The organism is Amycolatopsis sp. MEPSY49 (assembly GCF_051337345.1).
GTDB lineage: Bacteria > Actinomycetota > Actinomycetes > Mycobacteriales > Pseudonocardiaceae > Amycolatopsis.
This window is the reverse complement of record NZ_JBDLYJ010000005.1, coordinates 528,316-546,863: the sequence shown is the minus strand read 5'-3', so window position 1 is coordinate 546,863 and position 18,548 is coordinate 528,316. Positions and strand designations below refer to the sequence as shown.

Sequence of the window (18,548 nt, the reverse complement as noted above, 5' to 3'; positions counted from 1 at the left end):
ACGGTACTCAGTCCTGGTACGAGAGCTTCTCGAGTTCCTGGTCGAAGTCGAACCAGTCGCTTTCGCTGCCGGCGGGGACGACGTCGTAGGTCCGGTCGAGGAAGGCGGCGATCTCCTTGGCGGGCGCTTCGAGCACGGCGGCGCCGTCGGGGGAGGTCAGCTCCACGACGATCAGGGCGGGGTCGCCGGCGGGCCCGACGCGGACGTCACCGTCGCCGCAGCGGGCGAGCAGGCCGTCGGCGAGCAGGTCGCGCCCGAAGAGCCACCGGACGGCGCTCGCGCCGGCGTGCAGCACCACGGCGACCGCGTAGGGATCGCGGGTGTCGTACTCCAGCTCGGCGGGCACCGGCCGCGGCCCGGCCCCGAAGGTGCGCAGGGCGAAGTCGATGCTGGCGCTGGTCACGTTGTGCGGGTCGGCCATCGGGACTGCCTTTGCTACTCGTCGGTTAACTTCGTCTTGTTCCAGGGATAACCCATGGTGAGTTCAACGCCCAGCGTTCCGAAAAACTTTCACACTCTGGGGTGATCAAGAAGTGTCCGAGGTCACCGCCGGCGTGACCTTACGGGCAGTTTCCTCACTCAGGGTGAGTAGTCGTTCGGAGTCCTTGCTTAGGTGCAGTCGTTTCACCTTCGACGTCGTTACGTCGCCGCAGTGGCTGCGGAGTGGAGTCACTGCATAACTGAAGTGACTCAAGTTTCGGAGTCGATACACTGCTGAAGTCACTCCGACATTGGAGTCGTTGCGTCAGGCTTTCGAAGCCACTCTGCTCCAGGGCGGGTTGCGACGCCGGCGCCCACGCCGTTGCCCGCCCGCCCGAGCGCCGCCGACCGGCCTCGACACCAGACTTTCGGAGCCCTCCCGCCTCCGGATGGGTCCCGGCGCCGGAGTTGCACCGTCCGGGTGGGAAGCCTCACCGCACACCAGTCCGCACCGCCGTCCGGCCGCGAACGCCTCGCACAACCAGGGTGAGGCGGAGGGTGCCGGGCATGGGTGAGCGAGGGCGGCTGCGGCTGCAACCGGACGGAGCGCCGGTGCCCGCGGCGGACGCCGAAGAACTCCTGAGACGGGTCGCGGCGGGCGACGAACCCGCCTTCGCGGCGCTCTACGACGTCATCGCCGGGCCGGTGCTCGGGTTGGTGACGCGCGTGCTGCGCAACCACGCCCAGGCCGAGGAAGTGGCGCAGGAGGTGCTCGTGGAGGTGTGGCGCAAGGCCGCCCGGTACGTCCCGGACCGGGGGAGCGCCCTGTCGTGGGTGCTGACCATCGCCCACCGCCGGGCCGTCGACCGCGTGCGCTCGCACCAAGCCGTCCTCGACCGTGAGGAGAAAGCCGGCCGGATGGACGTGCGGCGGCCGTTCGACGAGGTCACCGAGTCCACTTTGGCCACGCTCGACCAGCAGCGCGTCCGGCAGTGCCTGGCGCAGCTGACCGATCTCCAGCGTGAGTCGATCGTGCTGGCGTACTACAACGGCTACACGTATCCCGAGGTCGCCGAGGTGCTGAAGGTGGCGCCCGGGACCGTCAAGACCCGCATCCGGGACGGCCTGATCCGGCTGCGTGACTGCCTGGGGGTGGATCGATGACCGCCGAGCTGCACACGCTGACCGGGGCCTATGCGCTGGACGCATTGTCCGATGTGGAGCGTGCCGGGTTCGAACGGCACCTCGGCCGATGCCCGGCGTGCCGCCGGGAAGTGGCCGAGCTGCGCGCGACCGGCGCTCGCCTGGGCGCGGCCGACCCGGTGACCCCACCGGCCGAACTGAGGCTCCTCGTGCTGGCCGACGTCGCCCGCACGCGGCAGCTGCCGCCGAGGATCCCGGTCCAGCGGGGCGGCGAAGTCAAGCGCGGCAAGGTTTTCCGGCTGCGCGTCGCGCTGGCCGGGGCCGCCGCGGCGGCCCTCGTCGCGGTCGGCGTCGGCGTCGTCACCTCGACGCCGCCGGCCCCCGTCGACTCCGTGCTGTCCGCGCCCGACGCGTCCGCGATCCAGGGCACCGGCGAGGGCCACGCGACGCTGGTCGTCTCGCGCAGCCGGAACCAGGCCGTGCTGCTCGCCTCGGACCTGCCCGCGCTCGATGCCGGCCACGTCTACCAGGTGTGGCTGATCCGCGCCGGCGAAGCGCACTCGGCCGGGCTCCTCCAGCCGCGGATGCTCATGTCCGACATCCCGCCCGGCACCGACCGGATCGGCATCACCGTCGAACCCGCGGGCGGATCCGCGGGCCCGACGACCCCGGCGGTCACCCGGATTTCCTTGGCCTGACCCCTGATGGGAGGGCAATGAGCACTGGCCGCGGCGATGGGTCACCGTCTCGAAGTGACGACTTGGCAGGCTCATCAGGCGTACTGGCGGAAACGGGCCGGCGCCGGGAAAAGACGGAATCGCGGATCGACACGCCCAAAGGTTTGAACCGCGCCTTCCGGAAAGGGCGCCACCGGGTGGCAGATCATCAATTTCACCGCGCGGTGACCCACACCACCCGATCGGGCGCCAAGCTGTTTTCCGCGTAGCCCCGAATACCCCGTAAGAAGAAAGTTCACAGCCGCTTTTGGAGTGATTTTCGTGACCAAGCTTCGTGTCGCCGGAATCGGTTTCGCCGCCGTGGCCGCGCTTTCGCTGACCGCGTGCAGCGGCAGCGACACCGCTTCTTCCGGGAGTTCCAGCAGCGCCCCGGCTCCCGCGCCGTCGTCGTCGATGGCCGCGCCGTCGTCGAGCATGGCCGCCGGGGACGGCGTGACGACCAACGCCGACGTCTTCGGCCCCGCCTGTTCGCAGCTGCCGCAGGGTTCCGCGCCCGGTTCGCTGGACTCGATGGGCCCGCAGCCGGTCGCTTCGGCCGCGTCGACCAACCCGCTGCTGACCAAGCTGGTGGCGGCAGTCAAGGCCACAAACCTGGTCGACACGCTCAACAGCCAGCAGGCCATCACCGTGTTTGCCCCGGCCGACCCGGCGTTCGCGGCGCTGGGCGACGCGAAGTTCGCCGAGCTGGCGGGCAAGCCGGCCGAGCTGGCGCCGATCCTGCAGTACCACGTCGTCGGCAAGCGCTACGACGCCAAGGGTCTCGAGTCGGCCGGCACGCTGGAGTCGCTGAACACCGCGGGCGGGCCGCTGAAGATCGAGGGCTCGGGCGACAACCTGACCGTCAACGGCGCGAAGATCCTGTGCGGCGACATCCCCACGAAGAACGCCACGGTCTTCGTGATCGACAAGGTGCTGACCCCGGGCACCAACAAGTAGTCAACGGCCGAGCAGCGGACCGAGGCGTTCCGCGATGTCGGTGAGGATCTGCACGTAGTCTTCGTGGTCGAAGGTGAACGGCAGGGCGAAAGCCACCTCGTCGATCTCGCGGAACGCCTCGTGCGCGTGCAGCCGTTCGGCGATTTCCGCGGAGCTGCCGACGAAGTCGGGGGAGAACAGCATCCGCGCCGGACCCTGCGGTTCCGCGGTGCGCGGCAGCCGTTTCTCGGCGTAGGCCTCGTACTTCGCGCGCTGCTCCGGCGTCGCGGTGTCCGTCGGGATGACCACCAATCCCTGTGAGATTCGGCCGGCGGGGTGGTGCTCGCGGAAGGTCCGGATGTGCGACAGCTGGATCTCGGCGAAGTCCGTGCTCTCGCCCTCGGCCTTGACCACGCTGCTGGTCAGGAAGTTCATCGCGTGCTTGCCGGCCCACTCGGCCGAGCGCAGGCTCGCGCCGCCGTACCAGAGGCGGTCGCCGAGCCCGGGCGCCTGCGGCTGGACGCGGTCGGAGAAGACCTCGAAACCCTCGGTGCCGCTGAAGCCGGTGGCGGGCTTGCCGCGCACGAAGTCCAGCAGCCGGCGCACGCGCTCGTAGGAGAAGTCCTCGGCGTCCGCGGTGTCCGGGTAGAGGGCACGCTTGACCTCGTCGTAGCGCATCGGCGGCCCGACGCTGATCCCCGGGTTGAGCCGGCCGCCGGAGAGCAGGTCGACGGTGGCGAGGTCTTCGGCGAGCCGCAGCGGGTTCTCCCAGGCGAGCGGGATGACGGCGGTCCCGAGCTCGATCCGTTCGGTCCGCTGCGACGCGGCGGCCAGCACGGCGACGGGCGAGGAGATGCCGTGCTGCAGGTGCCGGTGCCGCACCCAGGCGCTGTCGAACCCGAGCTGTTCACCGAGCTCGATGATCTCCAGCGTCGACTCGTGCCCCCGCCGCGGGTCGGCGGGGTCGAAGAGGCCGATGGTCAGGAAGCCGAGCTTCCGCAGTGGTCGCGACACACCGCCGATTCTGCTCCGGCGCGCGGCGGTGTCCCACGTGCTGGACTACCGGCCCCGCAGCCGGTCCAAGCCGGCGAGGATGAGGTCGAGGCCGAACTCGAACTCGGCCTGGTCGTCGCACCAGCCCAGGGTCGAGTCCGGGTCGTCGTGGGCGAGATCGCTCAGCATCCCGGCCAGGTTCGGCAGCTGCGCGGCCAGGTCCGCCGGGAGCTCGGCCGACGCGCCCGCGTTCGGGTCGAACACCTCGTGGCTGAACCCCAGGGCCCGGCTGCCGAGCGCGTGCAGCGCGTGGTGGATCCGGTCGTGCGTGAAGCCGCCCTCGCGCATGACCCCGACCAAGGCGTCGTAGTACTTCAGCACCGCGAGGCTCGTCGACGACCGCGTCTCGAACAGCGCCGGCGCCCAGCGGTGGCGCAGGAACACCTGGCGGGCGGCGAGGATGCGCCGCCGCGCCGTCTGCCGCCAGTCCGGACCGGGCTCCAGCCGGGCGACGGCTTCGTTGATCTCCTGCGCGACGACGTCGACGATCCCGTCGAGCAGGTCTTCCTTCTTGGCCACGTGGTAGTAGAGCGACATCGCCTCGGCGTCGAGCTCGTCGGCGAGCCGGCGCATCGTCACCGCGCGCAGGCCGTGCTCGTCGGCGAGCGCGACGGCCGCGCGCAGCACGCGCTCCCGGCTCAGCGGGGTCCGGGCGTCGGTGGTCACGCACAAGATCGTACAACGTAAGGCTCCTTGACCCGGCGCGTGCTCCAGAGCTACCTTACAACGTACGACTTACAACGTAAGGGAGATGTCGTGAAGGCTCTGGTTCAACGTGTGTACGGCCCGCCCGAGGCTTTGACCTGGGAAGACGTGCCGGATCTCGTCCCGGGAGACGGCGAAGTGCTCGTCCGCGTGCACGCCACGTCGGTCAACCCGTACGACTGGCACTTCCTGAGAGGCGAGCCCCGCGTGGCCCGCCTGATGACCGGGGGCTTCGGTCTGCGCCGTCCGCCGGTCGGCGTCCTCGGCTGCGACCTGGCCGGCCGGGTCGAGACCGCCGGGAAGCGGTTCTCGCCGGGTGACGACGTCTACGCGCTGCTGCCGAGGGGCGCGCACGCCGAATACGTCTGCGTGCCCGAAGACCTCCTGGCGCCGATGCCGGCGAACCTGTCCCACGAGCAGGCGGCGGCGATCCCGATGGCCGCCGTGACCGCGCTGCTTTCCCTGCGGGGTGTGGAACCGGGGCACCGGGTGCTGGTCAACGGGGCTTCCGGCGGTGTCGGCACCTTCGCCGTCCAGCTGGCGAAGGCGCTCGGCGCCCGAGTCGACGCTGTGTGCAGCGCCGCCAACGCCGGCCTCGTGCGCTCGCTCGGCGCCGAAAACGTCGTCGACTACCGGTCCGAAGACTTCACGCGCAGCGGGCGCCGCTACGAGTTCGTGCTGGACGTCGCCGGTGGCCGGTCGCTGTTCGCCTGCCGCCGGGTGCTGGAGCGCGACGGCACGTTCGTCGCGATCGGTGGCCCGGCCGGGCGCTGGCTGCAGCCCGCCGGGCACGTCTTCGCCGCGCTGGCCGCCGGGCCGTTCGCACGGCGGCGCGTGGTGCTCGCGGACGCGGTCGCCTGCCCGGACAAGAAAGCGGTGCTGGGCGAGCTGACCGCGTGGGTGGAGCGGGGCGCGGTCACGCCGGTGATCGACCGGACCTACCCGTTCGACGACCTGCCCGCCGCGTTCGCCTACCAGGAAGCCGGGCACGCCAAGGGAAAGGTGTCGGTCACCCTCGGCGTGCCCGGCTGAGGCGGTCAGCCGTTGTGCGGGCAGTTGCCGCGGTAGTCCGAAATGGACAGGCTGGTGTTCGGGATCGGGCACAGGAACTGTTCGTAGCGGGTGTCGTTGTCGATGAACCGCTTGAGCCAGGAGAGCGTGTACTTCGCGATCGTCGTGTTCGACGAGTTCGGGGCGAAGTGGCTGGCACCGCGCAGTTCGAGGTACGCCTTGTCCAAAGAGGACGGCAGGCTGGTGTAGAACGGGATCGAGTGCGTGGCCACCGGGGCGACGGTGTCCGCCTCCGCTCCGACGACGAGCGTCGGCACGCGCAGGGTCGACCAGTTCTTGGTCAGGTTCCAGCCGGTCAGCGGGATCGCGGCCTGCAGCGACGGCCGGGAGCGCGCCGCTTCGAGCGTGCCGCCGCCGCCCATCGAGTGCCCGACCACGCCGAGCCTGCTGCTGTCGATGCGGGACCGGACGCTGCTCTGCTGGGTGAGGTAGTCGAGGGAGGCCAGCAGCTGCCGGCCCCGGCTGTCGGGCTGGTCGCTGGTGGTCAGGGTGTCGATGGTGAACACGACGAACCCCTGCGACGCGAGCCGCGGGCCCAGCCAGGCGATGCTCGACTGGAGCGCGGTGAAGCCGGGCGCGATCGAGATCGCCCCGAACGTGCCGGCGGTCGTGGTGGTGGGGTAGTAGATCGTCCCGCCGCCGAAGCCCGAGACGGCGAGCCGCGACACGGTGACGGTGCTGGTCGCGAAGCTGCCGCGGCTCGCTTCGATGCTGGCGGTGGTCGGGGCGGGCCCCCGTTCGTAGGGGTTGTCGGCGGCGGGTGCCGGCGAAGCGACGACGGTGGTGACCGTCAAGGCGGCCGCGAGGACCCCGGCGGCCTTGGCCCGCCACGAGCGGCGGCGGGAAATTTTCTCACCCGAGTCTGACGACGTCGGCGGACTGGTGAGTACGGACATGGATCGCTCTCTTTCCCCGGGCAGGGCGAAGCGCGCCCGGACACGGACGGGCGGACCGATGGAACCGTTGCACGGCAACGGAGGGCGTGCCGCGTGCGGGCTGCGGGGTAACCGCTTTCCCGTGGACTCATGAAACACTTCGCCCAAATGTTCCACAACACCCGAACGGGTGAGTAGTTGACCGACTGTGCGCTTGCTCAGTGAGTCGGGGAGGGGTGGCACTCACGAGGGTGAGTAAAAGTGAACGCCGCTTCCCGTCAGCGGGCCGCAGTCGGCTCCAAGGCTCCGCGCACCAACGTGTCCAGCAGCGTCGTCGCGACCTTCAAGTCGACCGTCCGCGCGGCCAGCACGTCCGAGTACAAGAACGACTCACCCAGCCGGACGACCGCGAACGCCAGGTCCGGCAGTCCGACCAGCGGCGTCAGCCCCGCCGCCGAGGCGTCCGCGCGGAACAGTTCCACGTGCGCGTCGACCAGGGCCGGCTGGACCGCGCCGCGCGGGTCCGTCAGCACGCGCAGCGCCACCGTCGACTCCGCCTCGATCAGCTTGCGCATGCCCTCGTTGGCCGCGACCTCGCGGCGGTACTCCTCCATCACCCACAGGCATCGCAGGCGCCCCTCGGGGGTGCGGACGGAGGAGCCGTGGGAGGCGTGCCACCGATCCAGCGCCCGCTGCCACGTGCGGTCGGACAGCAGCCGCAGGCCGGCGCCCATCAGGTCGTCGCGGTTGCCGACGCGGCGGAAGAACGTCGTGCGCGAGATCCCGAGTTCGGTCGCCATCCGGCCGAGGTCGAGGCGGGTTCCGGCGAACAGCAGCCGCGCCGCGTGGCGGACGATGTCGTCGGTCGAGACGGTCACCGGGCCACCCTATCCACAGGTCCGGGACGGTTACCTTGAAGTGCGTGCCACCGGCTGGGTTAGCTTGGTTGCGTGCGTGTTGACATCTGGTCCGATCTCGTCTGTCCCTGGTGCTACCTCGGCAAGCGCCGCTTCGAACGGGCGGTCGCCGAAGTCGGCGCCGACGTCGAGGTGGTGCACCACTCGTTCCAGCTCGACCCGTCGTTCCCGCGCGGGACGTCCCGGCCGACGCGCGAGGTGCTCGCCGAGAAGTACGGCCGGACGCTCGAAGAAGCCGACGCGATGGAAGCGCAGATGGAGCAGCGCGCGGCCGCCGACGGTCTCGAGTACCACCTGGCCGGTGTCCACATGGGAAACACCGTCGACGGCCACCGCCTGGTGCACCTCGCCGGCGAGCGCGGGCTGGCCGACGCCGTCGTCGACCGGTTCTACCGCGCGCACTTCACCGAACGGCGGTCGCTGTTCGACCGCGAATCGCTGGTGGAGCTGGCCGCGGAAGCGGGGCTCGACGCCGGCGACGCCCGCGCGGTGCTCGAATCGGACGCCTACGAAGCCGAAGTCGCGGCGGACGGCGAACAGGCCCGGGCGCTCGGCGCGACGGGGGTGCCGTTCTTCGTGCTCGACTCGCGGTTCGGCGTCGCGGGCGCCCAGTCGCCCGAGGTGTTCGCCCAGGTGCTGCGGCGGGTCAGCGACGCCGCCGCCGGCTGAACCGCGACCGGTCGGTGGCGACGCCGGCCAGGTGCAGGGCGACGCACAGCAGCCCGGCGGTGGTCAGGGTCCCGGACGTGATGATCGGCCCGAGGCCGAACCCGGCGAGTTCCATGAGCAGGGCGAGCCCGAAGAGCACGGCGGCGAGAATGGCGAGCATGACGGCCTCGTTTCTGCGGCGGTGGGCCGAATGGTCCACACCACTGCGACGTTCGCTTGACCGGGGGATCCGGCTTGGTGGCCGGTAATGCCCGCGGGTCGGCGCGCTCAAACGAGGTTCGTGTGCTGAGGGGCGGCGGGTGCCCGGCGAGGTCGCGAACGGCTCATTCGCGGCCTTGAGGGTTCCGGATGCGGCATTCGCGACCTTGCGGGTTCGTGTCCCGAGCCCGCCCGTTCTCTACTTTACCGGCGGGCACCGACAATTCCGGACCACCGCCGCGGCACCCCCAGCTCAAGCGGGCGGCGGCGCGGTGCTCGAACGGACCACCAGCTCCGTCGGCACCGACACCGGCTCGCCGACCTCCGCGCCCGTCTCGATCTCCGCCAGCAACGCCGAAACCGCGTGCCGGCCGACGGCCTCGAACGATTGGCGGATCGTAGTCAACGGGGGCCAGAAATGGGCCGACTCCTCCATGTCGTCGAACCCCACCACGCTGACCTCCGCCGGCACCCGGCGCCCCGACTCGTGCAACGCCCGCAGCAACCCCAGCGCCATCTGGTCGTTGGCCGCGAACACCGCCGTCACCGAAGGGTCGCGAGCCAACGTCAACCCCGCCTCGTAACCCGATGACGGAGACCAGTCGCCCGGCAAAACCGGAGGCACGAAAGCCCCCGCCATTTCCAAAGTGGCCCGCCACGACTTGCGGCGCCGCTCGGCCGAATACGACTGCGGTGGTCCCGCGATGTGCCACACCGTCGCGTGCCCCAGGGAAAGCAAGTGCCGCGTCGCCGTTGCCGCGCCGTCGGCCTGGTCCGTGTCCACCACCGGGTAGTCGTAGCGCGCGCTCGAGTCGATCACCACCACCGGCAACCCGTGCGGCAGCTCGATCTCGCTCTGGTCCAGCTGGTGCTGCTCGATCAGGATGATCACGCCGTCGACGGCCTGCTCGTTCAGCTTGCTGAACGCGCCCGTCACCTCGCCCTGCGTCGGGCGCGTCACCGGCATCAGGATGATCGAGAACCCCTCCGGCACCACCGCCGCCGCGATCGCGTCGAGCGTGCGGCTGTTGCCGAACGTCGGCAGCGCCGAAATGATCACGCCGATGCTGCGGAACTTGCCGTTGCGCAACGCCCGCGCCGCGCTGTTGGGCCGGTAGCCGATCCGGCGCATCGCCGCGAGGACGCGTTCGCGCGTGGCGTCGTCGACGTTCGTCCTGCCGTTCGCGACCCGGGACACCGTCTGTCCCGACACGCCCGCCTCGCGGGCCACGTCCGCCATCGACGGTCCACGACGGGGGGATGCAGCCGGCACGAGTGTCTCCTCGGGAGTGTCCTGGACATGTTTACGTCAACACGTTACCCTTCCGCGCAGAAATGTTGACGTAAACATCCGTACGAAACCCCGGAGGGACGATGACGTCCACAGCGGCACCGCCCGTCGCGGCACCGGCTCGCCCGGCGCCGTCGGCCCGCCGCCCCCGGCGGAACTGGCGGGGCTGGCTCTTCGTCGCCCCCTTCATGCTCGTGTTCGCGCTCACGTTCATCGCGCCGGTCGGCTACGCGTTCGTCCTCAGCCTCTTCCGCGACCAGGCCTTCTTCGGCGGCACGGTGTTCGTCGGCGCCGACAACTACGCGCAGGTGCTCGCCGACCCGAAGTTCTGGGAGGCCTTCCGGCGGGTGCTGGTGTTCCTCGCCGTGCAGGTGCCGATCATGCTGGTGCTCGCGCTGATCGCGGCACTGGCGATCGACAGCGCCCGGCTGCACGCCGCCGGGTTCTTCCGGGTCGTGATCTTCCTGCCGTACGCCGTGCCCGCCGTGGTCGCCGCGCTGATGTGGGGCTTCATCTACGGTGACCACTTCGGACTCGCCGCGGACCTCAACCACCTGTTCGGCACCGACGCGATCAAGCCGTTGTCCCAGAACTGGTTGCTCGCCTCGATCGGCAACGTCGTCACGTGGGAGTTCGTCGGCTACAACATGCTGATCTTCTACTCCGCGCTCAAGGTGATCCCCAAGGAGCTGTTCGAAGCCGCCTCGATCGACGGCGCCGGCGCGTTCCGCACGATCCTGTCGGTCAAGCTGCCGGCGATCCGCGGGGCCATCGTGATCGCCACGATCTTCTCGATCATCGGCAGCTTCCAGCTGTTCAACGAGCCGAACATCATGCGCAACCTGGTGCCGAACGTGATCGGCACGTTCTACACGCCGAACATGTACGCCTACAACCTCTCCTTCGCCGGCCAGCAGTACAACTACTCCGCCGCGGTCGCGATCGTGATGGGCGTGATCACCGCGGTCATCGCCTACGTCGTGCAGCTGCGCGGCTCCCGGAAGGGGATGTGACGTGGCGACCTTCTCGGTGACGCGGCCGCGCAAGTCCCGCGTCCTCACCGCGGTCATGGCGCTGTACCTGCTCTACACCCTGGTGCCGCTGGCCTGGCTGCTGATCAACGCGACCAAGACCCAGGACGCCCTGTTCTCGACGTCGGGCCTGTCCTTCGGCGGTTCGTTCGCGCTGTTCGACAACATCGCCCAGACGTTCACCTACAACGGCGGGATCTTCTTCCGCTGGCTGGGCAACACCCTGCTCTACGTCGTGGTCGGCGCCGGCGGCGCGACGATCCTCGCCACCGCGGCGGGTTACGGCCTGGCCAAGTACCGCTTCCCGGGCCGCCGCGCGGTGTTCGCCGTCGTCCTCGGCGCCGTGGCCGTCCCCGCGACGGCGCTCGCCGTGCCGACGTTCCTGATGTTCAGCAAGCTCGGCCTGACCAACACACCGCTCGCGATCATCATCCCGTCGCTGATCAGCCCGTTCGGCCTCTACCTGATCTGGGTCTACGCAGCCGACGCGATCCCCGACGAGCTCCTGGAAGCGGCGCGGATCGACGGCGCGGGCGAGCTCCGGATCTTCCTCACCGTGACGCTGCGTCAGCTCGTCCCCGGGATCGTCACGGTCGCGCTGTTCACGATGGTGCAGACCTGGAACAACTACTTCCTGCCGCTGATCATGCTCAGCGAGCCCAAGTGGTACCCGCTGACCGTCGGGCTCAACCAGTGGAGCGCGCAGGCGAACGGCGCCGGCGCCCAGCCGATCTTCAACCTCGTGCTCACGGGGTCGCTGCTCACGATCATCCCCCTCGTCCTCGCTTTCCTGCTCATGCAACGGTTCTGGCAATCCGGGCTGAGCGCGGGCAGCGTCAAGCAATAGCCGTCACACCGTCGTGAAGGGACACCCGATGTCACGCATCCGCAGTCGCGCCAAGGCGTTCGCCGCCGTGGCGCTCGCCGCCGCACTCGCGGTCGGCTGCTCGTCCGGGAGCACGTCCGGCCCCGCCGCCGCCACCGGCAACCAGGACGCGGTCGACGCCGCGCTCAAGGCGGGCGGGACGATCACGTACTGGAGCTGGACCCCGTCGGCCAAGGACCAGGTTGCCGCGTTCGAGAAGGAATACCCGAACGTAAAGGTGAACTACGTCAACGCCGGCACCAACAAGGAGGAATACACCAAGCTCCAGAACGCGATCAAGGCCGGCAACGGCGCGCCGGACGTGGCGCAGATCGAGTACTACGCGCTGCCGCAGTTCGCGTTGACCGATTCGCTGGTCAACCTGGATCAATACGGCTTCGGAGCGTTCGAAAAGGACTACAGCGCCTCGACCTGGGCGCAGGTGAAGAACAGCAACGGGCTCTACGGCCTGCCGCAGGACTCCGGGCCCATGGCGCTGTTCTACAACAAGGAAGTCTTCGACAAGAACGGCATCGCCGTACCGAAGACGTGGGACGAGTACATCGCGGCGGCCAAGAAGCTGCACGCCGCCGACCCCACCAAGTACATCACCTCCGACACCGGCGACCCCGGGTTCGCGCTGAGCATGATCTGGCAGGCGGGCGGCCGTCCGTTCACCGTCGACGGCAAGAACGTGAAGATCAACTTCGCGGACGCGGGTGTCAAGAAGTGGACCGCGGACTGGGACCAGCTGATCCAGGGCAAGCTGCTCGCCCCGGTCAAGGAGTGGTCCGACGACTGGTTCCGCGCCCTCGGTGACGGCACCATCTCGTCCCTGGTCACCGGCGCCTGGATGCCCGGCAACTTCATGTCCTCGGTGGCCGCCGGCAGCGGGAAGTGGGCCGTCGCGCCGATGCCGACCTACGACGGCAAGCCGGTGACCGCGGAGAACGGTGGCAGCACGCAGTCCGTGGTCAAGCAGAGCGCCAACCCGGCGCTGGCCGCGGCGTTCGTCCGCTGGCTCAACCACGGCAACGGCGTGCAGCCGTTCATCAAGAGCGGCGGCTTCCCGTCGACCACGGCCGACCTGACCTCGCCCGCGTTCGTCGACCAGGCCGTGCCGTACTTCGGCGGGCAGAAGATCAACCAGGTGCTGACCCAGGCGTCGAAGGACGTCGCGCCGGGCTGGACCTACCTGCCGTACCAGACCTACGCCAACAGCGTCTTCAGCGACACCGTCGGCAAGGCCTACCTGAACGGCACCGGGCTCGACGCCGGCCTCGCCGCCTGGCAACAGGCCCTGGTCGACTACGGCAACCAGCAGGGCTTCACGGCCAGCGCCGGATGAGCGTCCACATCGAAGGCGACGCGGGCGAGGTGATCGGCCCGGTCCCGCGCCGCCTCTTCGGCTCGTTCGTCGAGCACATGGGCCGGTCCATCTACACGGGACTGTACGAACCGGAGCACTCCACATCGGACAGTCGAGGGTTCCGCGGCGACGTGCTGGAGCTGGTCCGGGAACTCGGTCCGAGTGTGATCCGCTACCCGGGCGGCAACTTCGTTTCCAGCTACCGCTGGGAGGATGGCGTCGGCCCGCGGCGGCCGCGCCGGCTCGACCCGGCCTGGCACAGCGTCGAGTCCAACCGCTTCGGCCTGCACGAATTCGTCGCGTGGGCCGAAGCCGCGGGTGCCGAGGTGATGTACGCCGTCAACCTCGGCACCCGCGGCATCCAGGAAGCCGTCGACGTCCTGGAGTACTGCAACCACGCGGGCGGCACGGAGCTGAGCGAGCGGCGCCGCACCAACGGCGCCGACCGGCCCTTCGGTTTCAAGCTGTGGTGCCTCGGCAACGAAATGGACGGCCCGTGGCAGATCGGCCACAAGACAGCCGACGAGTACGGCCGCCTGGCCGCCGAGACCGCGCGGGTCATGCGGATGATCGACCCGGACGTCGAGCTGGTCGTCGCGGGCAGCTCGCACGCGGACATGCCGACGTTCGGCTCGTGGGAGCGCACGGTGCTGCGCCACACCGCCGAGCTCGTCGACCACATTTCGCTGCACGCCTACTACCAGGAGCTGCACGGCGACACCGACAGCTACCTGGCCAGCGGCGCCGCGCTGGACCGCTTCATCGGCACCACCGGGGGGATCATCGACGAGACGCTCGCCGAACTCGGCCTGGACAAGAAGATCGGGATCAGCGTCGACGAGTGGAACGTCTGGGACCTGCGCCGCTGGAACGAGGTCGACCAGGCGCGGCTCGCCGAGGGCGGCTGGCGGGAGCACCCGCGGATCATCGAGGACGACTACACCGTCACCGACGCGGTCGTCGTCGGGTCGCTGCTGAGTTCCCTGCTGCGCAACGTCGACCGCGTCACGATGGCGAACCAGGCGCAGCTGGTGAACGTCATCGCGCCGATCCGGACCGAGCCCGGCGGGCCGGCGTGGCGGCAGACGACGTTCCACCCGTTCCAGCGGGTGGCCGCGCTGGCGAGCGGGGCGAGCCTGCGCCTGTCCGTCGAGGGCGACCGGCTCCGCACCGCGCAGCACGGCGAGGTCGACCTCGTCGACGTCGCCGCGACGGCGGGGGAATCCGGGCGTGGGGCGGTGTTCCTGACCAACCGCGCCACCGCGTCGCACACGGAAGTCCGGATCCGCCTGCGCGGCGCGCGGTACGGCTTGTACGCCGCGGAAACGCTGACCACGCCCGAAGGCGGGACGCGCCACACGACCAACACCGCCACCGCGCAACCGGTCCGGCCGGTGCCGCTGCCCGGCGCCGCCGCGACGTCCGACCCCGGGGGGACGACCATCACCGTGACACTGCCACCGCTGTCCTGGACCGTGCTCCAGCTGAGCCCGGAGGCGGCTTCGCATGCCTGAGTTCGCCATCGGGGAGACCGACTTCCTGCTCGACGGGCAGCCGTTCCGGATCCTTTCCGGTGCCCTGCACTACTTCCGCGTGCACCCGGACCTGTGGGCCGACCGGATCGACAAGGCGCGGCGGATGGGCCTGAACACCATCGAGACGTACGTGCCGTGGAACGCGCACGCCCCTTCGCCGGACACGTTCGACCTGTCCGGCGGGCTCGACCTCGACCGCTTCCTGCGGCTGGTCGCCGAAGCGGGGATGTACGCGATCGTCCGGCCCGGCCCGTACATCTGCGCGGAGTGGGACAACGGCGGCCTGCCGGCGTGGCTGTTCCGCGACCCGGCGGTCGGGGTCCGCCGGTACGAGCCACGCTACCTCGCGGCGGTGCGCGAATACCTGACGCGCGTCTATGAAGTCGTGGTGCCGCACCAGGTCGACCGCGGCGGGCCGGTGCTGCTCGTCCAGGTCGAGAACGAGTACGGCGCGTTCGGCGACGACAAGCGGTACCTGCGGGCGCTGGCCGACCACACGCGCGCGTCCGGGATCACCGTGCCACTGACCACAGTGGACCAGCCGGACATGCTCGAAGCCGGCAGCCTCGACGGGCTGCACCGCACCGCGTCGTTCGGCTCCGGCGCGCGGGAGCGGCTCGCGATCCTGCGCGCGCACCAGCCGACCGGGCCGCTGATGTGCAGCGAGTTCTGGAACGGCTGGTTCGACCACTGGGGCGCGCACCACCACACGACGCCGGCCGCGGACGCCGCGGCGGAGCTCGACGCGCTGCTCGCCGCGGGCGCGTCGGTCAACCTGTACATGTTCCACGGCGGCACCAACTTCGGCCTCACCAACGGCGCGAACGACAAAGGCGTGTACCAGCCGCTGGTGACGTCCTACGACTACGATGCGCCGCTGGACGAAGCCGGCGACCCGACGCCGAAGTACCACGCGTTCCGCGACGTGATCGCGCGCTACCACAAGGTGCCGGACTCCGTCCCGCCGCCGGCGCGGCCCGCGCCGACGGCCCACGCCGTGCTGCGCGACCCGGTCCGGCTGCTCGACGCTCCGGACCGCTGGGGCACCTGGGAGTTCCACGAGGAGCTGCCCGCGTTCGACGACCTGACGCCGATGCCGCGCCTGGCCCTGCTGCGCACGACCGTTGCGGGCGACCGGCCGGGCGTGTTGACGTTCGGCGAGGTCCGCGACCGCGCGACCGTGTTCTTCGACGGTGACCCGGTCGGCACGCTGCACCGCGACCACCACGAGCGGGCGGTCGCGCTGCCGCGGGCGCACGGCGAGCTGCTGGTGCTGGTCGAGGACCAGGGCCGCGTCGACTACGGCCCGCGGATCGGTGAGGCGAAGGGCATCATCGGCGGCGCGGCGCTGCACGGCGAGCCGCTGACCGGCTGGGACGTCCTGCCGCTGGAGCTGGACGCGCTCCCCGGGCTGCGGCCGGCGGCGCCGTCGCTGGTCGCCGGGGCGGTGGCCGGGCCGGTGCTGCTGCGCGCCGAGGTCGACGTCGACGCGTCCGCTGATCTCTTCCTCGACACCGGCGAGTGGGGCAAGGGTCTCGTGTGGTTCAACGGGTTCCCGCTCGGCCGGTACTGGCGGCGCGGGCCGCAGCGGACGCTGTACGTGCCGCGCCCGGTGGTCCGCGCGGGCGCCAACGACCTCGTCGTGCTCGAACTGGACACGATGCTCGACCCGGCGGCCCGGTTCGTGCCGCGGCCGCTGCTGGGCCACACGGAGGCCTGAGGAAGTCCCCACCGAACGAAGGGCAAGTTCGACGATGAACCTGCGGCGTTTGCTGACCGTCCTTTGTGTACCTCTGGTGGCGGCGGGGGTGGCCGCGGCACCCGCGGAAGCGGCCACCGCCGTCACCGTCCGTCCCGACCCCGCGTACCGCCAGCAGCCGTTCGAAGGGTGGGGGTCGAGCCTGGCGTGGATGGCCGAGGCGACCGGCGGTTACCCCGATTCCGTCCGGAACCGCTTGGCGGACCTGGTCTTCGGTCCCGACGGGCTGAACCTCAACATCGCCCGGTTCAACATCGGCGGCGGCAACGCCCCGGACGTCCCGGCCTACCTGCGGCCCGGCGGCGCGGTCCCGGGCTGGTGGAAGGCGCCCGCCGGGACCACCCGCGCGGACAAGGACTGGTGGACGCCGGGCGACCCGGCCGAGTTCGACGCCGCCGCGGACCCGAACCAGCGCTGGTGGGTCGACAGGATCAAGAAGCGCGTCACGAAGTGGGAGGCGTTCAGCAACTCGCCGCCGTACTTCCAGACCGTGTCGGGGTACGTCTCCGGCGGCTTCAACGCCACCGACGAACAGCTGCGCCCGGAGAAGATCGGCGACTTCACCGCGTACCTGGCGCAGGTGGTGCGCACGCTGGAACGCGCGCACGGCATCGAGTTCTCGTCGGTGGACCCGCTGAACGAGCCGAACACGAACTACTGGAAGACCACCCTCGGCGCCGACGGCAACCCGACCGGCGGCCGCCAGGAGGGCGCGCACATCGGGCCGGCCGTGCAGTCGCGGCTGATCCCGGCGATGGCCGCGGCGCTGCCCGGGAAGGTGGTCTCCGCGCCCGACGAGACGAACCCGGACATCTTCGCGGCGGACTGGGCGGGCTGGTCGGCCGAGGCGCGGGCGGCGGCGGGCCGGCTGAACGTGCACACCTACGGCACCGGCAACCGGCCGATCCCGCGTGACCTGGCGAAGGGCGCGTCGAAGCCGTTGTGGATGAGCGAGGTCGGCGGGAGCTGGCTGGACCGCCAGGACTTCACCAGCATGGACCCCGGGCTCGGGCTGGCCGGCCAGATCACCGACGACCTGCGCCTGCTGGAGCCGAGCGCGTGGGTCAGCTGGCAGCCGATCGAGGACTACGACAACATGAAGCCCGGCGGCGAGTCGGCGGCCGGGATGAACTGGGGCGAGATCCAGGTCCCGTTCGACTGCACCACTTCGGACTGTCCTATTCGGACGAACACGAAGTTCGACACGATGCGGAACTTCACCCACTACATCCGGTCGGGTGACCGGCTGATCGCGTCGGACGACACCGCCTCGACGGCCGCGATGCGCGGCGAAGACCTGTCTTCGGTGGTCCACGTCAACTCGGGTACGGCGGAGCAGGACGTCACGCTGGATTTGGCGGGCTTCGGGTGCGTCCGGCCGGGCGCGTCGGTGACGCCGGTCGTCACCGACGTCACCGGTGCGCTGCGCCGCGGCAAGCCGGTGCGGGTGACCTCGGCCAAGGCGACGCTGCGGGTCCCGGCGCGGTCGGTGACGACGTTCGTGGTCGACGGGGTGTCGTCGACGGCCGCGGGCACCGGGCTGGGTTCGGGAAAGCCGTTCACGTTCACCGGCGTGCAGAGCGGCAAATCGCTGTCGGCGGAGAACGGCGGGCTGGTCCAGCGCACGACGGACGCGTCGGCGGCCGCGCAGCGCTGGACGCTGACCGACCGCACCGGCCGCTACGGCAACCGCGACCGGTTCTCGATCGCGTCGGCGGCGACGGGCGAGGTGCTGAGCACATCGGGCGGCGCGGTGACGCTCGCCCCGCTGGGAACGTCGGACCCGGCGGCGCAGTGGACGCTGTCGACAACGGGTGACGGCACGTGGACGTTCGTCAACGCGGCGAGCGGCCAGCTGCTGGACGTCACGGGCGAGTCCCGCGACGACGGCGCGCGGATCGGGCTGTACCGGCCGACGAACGGGCCGAACCAGCGCTGGCAGGCCGTGGCCCGCTGACCAGCGCCCCAATGTGGCCTTCGGTGCGTGAGACGCAC

General features: G+C 70.4%; 18 protein-coding genes. 11 read left to right on the top strand and 7 right to left on the bottom strand.

Going from position 1 to position 18,548, the window contains the following annotated elements:
- Positions 1-7: 7 nt before the first annotated feature.
- Positions 8-421, bottom strand: coding sequence for an SsgA family sporulation/cell division regulator (locus ABFJ78_RS25680; RefSeq protein ID WP_436388912.1), 414 nt, complete (start codon positions 419-421; stop codon positions 8-10).
- Positions 422-987: 566 nt separating this feature from the next.
- Between ABFJ78_RS25680 and sigK the strand changes: the two genes are divergently transcribed.
- The 3 genes from sigK to ABFJ78_RS25665 all read left to right on the top strand — a co-directional run bounded on the left by sigK (position 988) and on the right by ABFJ78_RS25665 (position 3,236).
- Entirely contained in the window at positions 988-1,584 is a 597-nt protein-coding gene (gene sigK / locus ABFJ78_RS25675) for an ECF RNA polymerase sigma factor SigK (RefSeq protein ID WP_436388911.1), read from the top strand.
- The gene (locus tag ABFJ78_RS25670) at positions 1,581-2,261 is read left to right on the top strand and encodes an anti-sigma factor (RefSeq protein WP_436388910.1); all 681 of its coding nucleotides are present in this window, start codon (positions 1,581-1,583) and stop codon (positions 2,259-2,261) included. The genes sigK and ABFJ78_RS25670 overlap by 4 nt, the downstream gene beginning before the upstream one ends.
- 300 nt (positions 2,262-2,561) lie before the next feature.
- Positions 2,562-3,236, top strand: a complete 675-nt coding sequence (locus tag ABFJ78_RS25665; protein WP_436388909.1) for a fasciclin domain-containing protein — start codon at positions 2,562-2,564, stop codon at positions 3,234-3,236.
- On the opposite strand, the gene ABFJ78_RS25660 is transcribed toward ABFJ78_RS25665, so the two are convergent.
- Positions 3,237-4,229, bottom strand: a complete 993-nt coding sequence (locus ABFJ78_RS25660) for an LLM class flavin-dependent oxidoreductase (protein ID WP_436388908.1) — start codon at positions 4,227-4,229, stop codon at positions 3,237-3,239.
- A gap of 45 nt (positions 4,230-4,274) precedes the next feature.
- On the bottom strand, positions 4,275-4,934 hold the full coding sequence (locus ABFJ78_RS25655) for a TetR/AcrR family transcriptional regulator (RefSeq protein ID WP_436388907.1): 660 nt from the start codon (positions 4,932-4,934) through the stop codon (positions 4,275-4,277).
- Positions 4,935-5,024: 90 nt separating this feature from the next.
- On the opposite strand from ABFJ78_RS25655, the gene ABFJ78_RS25650 reads away from it, so the two are divergent.
- Positions 5,025-6,005: an NAD(P)-dependent alcohol dehydrogenase gene (locus ABFJ78_RS25650; protein ID WP_436388906.1), complete on the top strand. Its 981-nt coding sequence runs from the start codon at positions 5,025-5,027 to the stop codon at positions 6,003-6,005.
- A 5-nt stretch (positions 6,006-6,010) separates the two neighbouring features.
- On the opposite strand, the gene bdeA is transcribed toward ABFJ78_RS25650, so the two are convergent.
- Together bdeA and ABFJ78_RS25640 are read right to left on the bottom strand one after the other, a co-directional pair.
- Positions 6,011-6,940, bottom strand: a complete 930-nt coding sequence (gene bdeA / locus ABFJ78_RS25645) for a bis(hydroxyethyl) terephthalate hydrolase (protein ID WP_436388905.1) — start codon at positions 6,938-6,940, stop codon at positions 6,011-6,013.
- Between the two features lie 257 nt (positions 6,941-7,197).
- Complete coding sequence (locus ABFJ78_RS25640; protein ID WP_436388904.1) at positions 7,198-7,797, bottom strand: QsdR family transcriptional regulator; 600 nt, start codon at positions 7,795-7,797, stop codon at positions 7,198-7,200.
- An 84-nt stretch (positions 7,798-7,881) separates the two neighbouring features.
- On the opposite strand from ABFJ78_RS25640, the gene ABFJ78_RS25635 reads away from it, so the two are divergent.
- Positions 7,882-8,505 (top strand): DsbA family oxidoreductase, encoded by a 624-nt coding sequence (locus ABFJ78_RS25635; RefSeq protein ID WP_436389023.1) that lies wholly within the window; start codon positions 7,882-7,884, stop codon positions 8,503-8,505.
- Here ABFJ78_RS25635 and ABFJ78_RS25630 read toward each other — a convergent pair.
- Positions 8,483-8,665: a hypothetical protein gene (locus tag ABFJ78_RS25630; protein WP_436388903.1), complete on the bottom strand. Its 183-nt coding sequence runs from the start codon at positions 8,663-8,665 to the stop codon at positions 8,483-8,485. The two genes, ABFJ78_RS25635 and ABFJ78_RS25630, sit on opposite strands and share 23 nt — an antisense overlap.
- 291 nt (positions 8,666-8,956) lie before the next feature.
- Positions 8,957-9,943 (bottom strand): LacI family DNA-binding transcriptional regulator, encoded by a 987-nt coding sequence (locus ABFJ78_RS25625; protein ID WP_436388901.1) that lies wholly within the window; start codon positions 9,941-9,943, stop codon positions 8,957-8,959.
- Between the two features lie 134 nt (positions 9,944-10,077).
- Between ABFJ78_RS25625 and ABFJ78_RS25620 the strand changes: the two genes are divergently transcribed.
- Genes ABFJ78_RS25620 through ABFJ78_RS25595 form a run of 6 tightly spaced genes read left to right on the top strand, consistent with a single transcriptional unit; the run spans position 10,078 to position 18,510 of the window.
- Complete coding sequence (locus ABFJ78_RS25620; protein WP_436388900.1) at positions 10,078-11,007, top strand: carbohydrate ABC transporter permease; 930 nt, start codon at positions 10,078-10,080, stop codon at positions 11,005-11,007.
- A gap of 1 nt (position 11,008) precedes the next feature.
- Positions 11,009-11,872, top strand: coding sequence for a carbohydrate ABC transporter permease (locus ABFJ78_RS25615; protein WP_436388899.1), 864 nt, complete (start codon positions 11,009-11,011; stop codon positions 11,870-11,872).
- 28 nt (positions 11,873-11,900) lie between these two features.
- A complete protein-coding gene (locus ABFJ78_RS25610; RefSeq protein WP_436388898.1) occupies positions 11,901-13,238 on the top strand; it encodes an ABC transporter substrate-binding protein in 1,338 nt (445 codons plus the stop codon).
- Positions 13,235-14,773 carry an alpha-N-arabinofuranosidase gene (locus ABFJ78_RS25605; RefSeq protein ID WP_436388897.1) on the top strand — a complete coding sequence of 513 codons (1,539 nt, stop codon included), beginning with the start codon at positions 13,235-13,237 and terminating at the stop codon, positions 14,771-14,773. Before ABFJ78_RS25610 ends, ABFJ78_RS25605 begins: the two co-directional genes overlap by 4 nt.
- Positions 14,766-16,514, top strand: a complete 1,749-nt coding sequence (locus ABFJ78_RS25600) for a glycoside hydrolase family 35 protein (RefSeq protein ID WP_436388896.1) — start codon at positions 14,766-14,768, stop codon at positions 16,512-16,514. The genes ABFJ78_RS25605 and ABFJ78_RS25600 overlap by 8 nt, the downstream gene beginning before the upstream one ends.
- 34 nt (positions 16,515-16,548) lie before the next feature.
- Positions 16,549-18,510, top strand: a complete 1,962-nt coding sequence (locus tag ABFJ78_RS25595; RefSeq protein WP_436388895.1) for an RICIN domain-containing protein — start codon at positions 16,549-16,551, stop codon at positions 18,508-18,510.
- The last annotated feature ends 38 nt before the right edge of the window (positions 18,511-18,548 follow it).

Bases quoted from the DNA above. Each gene is read 5' to 3' on its own strand.
- ABFJ78_RS25680 (WP_436388912.1), bottom strand. From the start codon at position 421: ATGGCCGACCCGCACAACGTGACCAGCGCCAGCATCGACTTCGCCCTG.
- sigK (WP_436388911.1), top strand. From the start codon at position 988: ATGGGTGAGCGAGGGCGGCTGCGGCTGCAACCGGACGGAGCGCCGGTG.
- ABFJ78_RS25670 (WP_436388910.1), top strand. From the start codon at position 1,581: ATGACCGCCGAGCTGCACACGCTGACCGGGGCCTATGCGCTGGACGCA.
- bdeA (WP_436388905.1), bottom strand. From the start codon at position 6,940: ATGTCCGTACTCACCAGTCCGCCGACGTCGTCAGACTCGGGTGAGAAA.
- ABFJ78_RS25630 (WP_436388903.1), bottom strand. From the start codon at position 8,665: ATGCTCGCCATTCTCGCCGCCGTGCTCTTCGGGCTCGCCCTGCTCATG.
- ABFJ78_RS25625 (WP_436388901.1), bottom strand. From the start codon at position 9,943: ATGGCGGACGTGGCCCGCGAGGCGGGCGTGTCGGGACAGACGGTGTCC.
- ABFJ78_RS25620 (WP_436388900.1), top strand. From the start codon at position 10,078: ATGACGTCCACAGCGGCACCGCCCGTCGCGGCACCGGCTCGCCCGGCG.
- ABFJ78_RS25610 (WP_436388898.1), top strand. From the start codon at position 11,901: ATGTCACGCATCCGCAGTCGCGCCAAGGCGTTCGCCGCCGTGGCGCTC.
- ABFJ78_RS25605 (WP_436388897.1), top strand. From the start codon at position 13,235: ATGAGCGTCCACATCGAAGGCGACGCGGGCGAGGTGATCGGCCCGGTC.
- ABFJ78_RS25600 (WP_436388896.1), top strand. From the start codon at position 14,766: ATGCCTGAGTTCGCCATCGGGGAGACCGACTTCCTGCTCGACGGGCAG.
- ABFJ78_RS25595 (WP_436388895.1), top strand. From the start codon at position 16,549: ATGAACCTGCGGCGTTTGCTGACCGTCCTTTGTGTACCTCTGGTGGCG.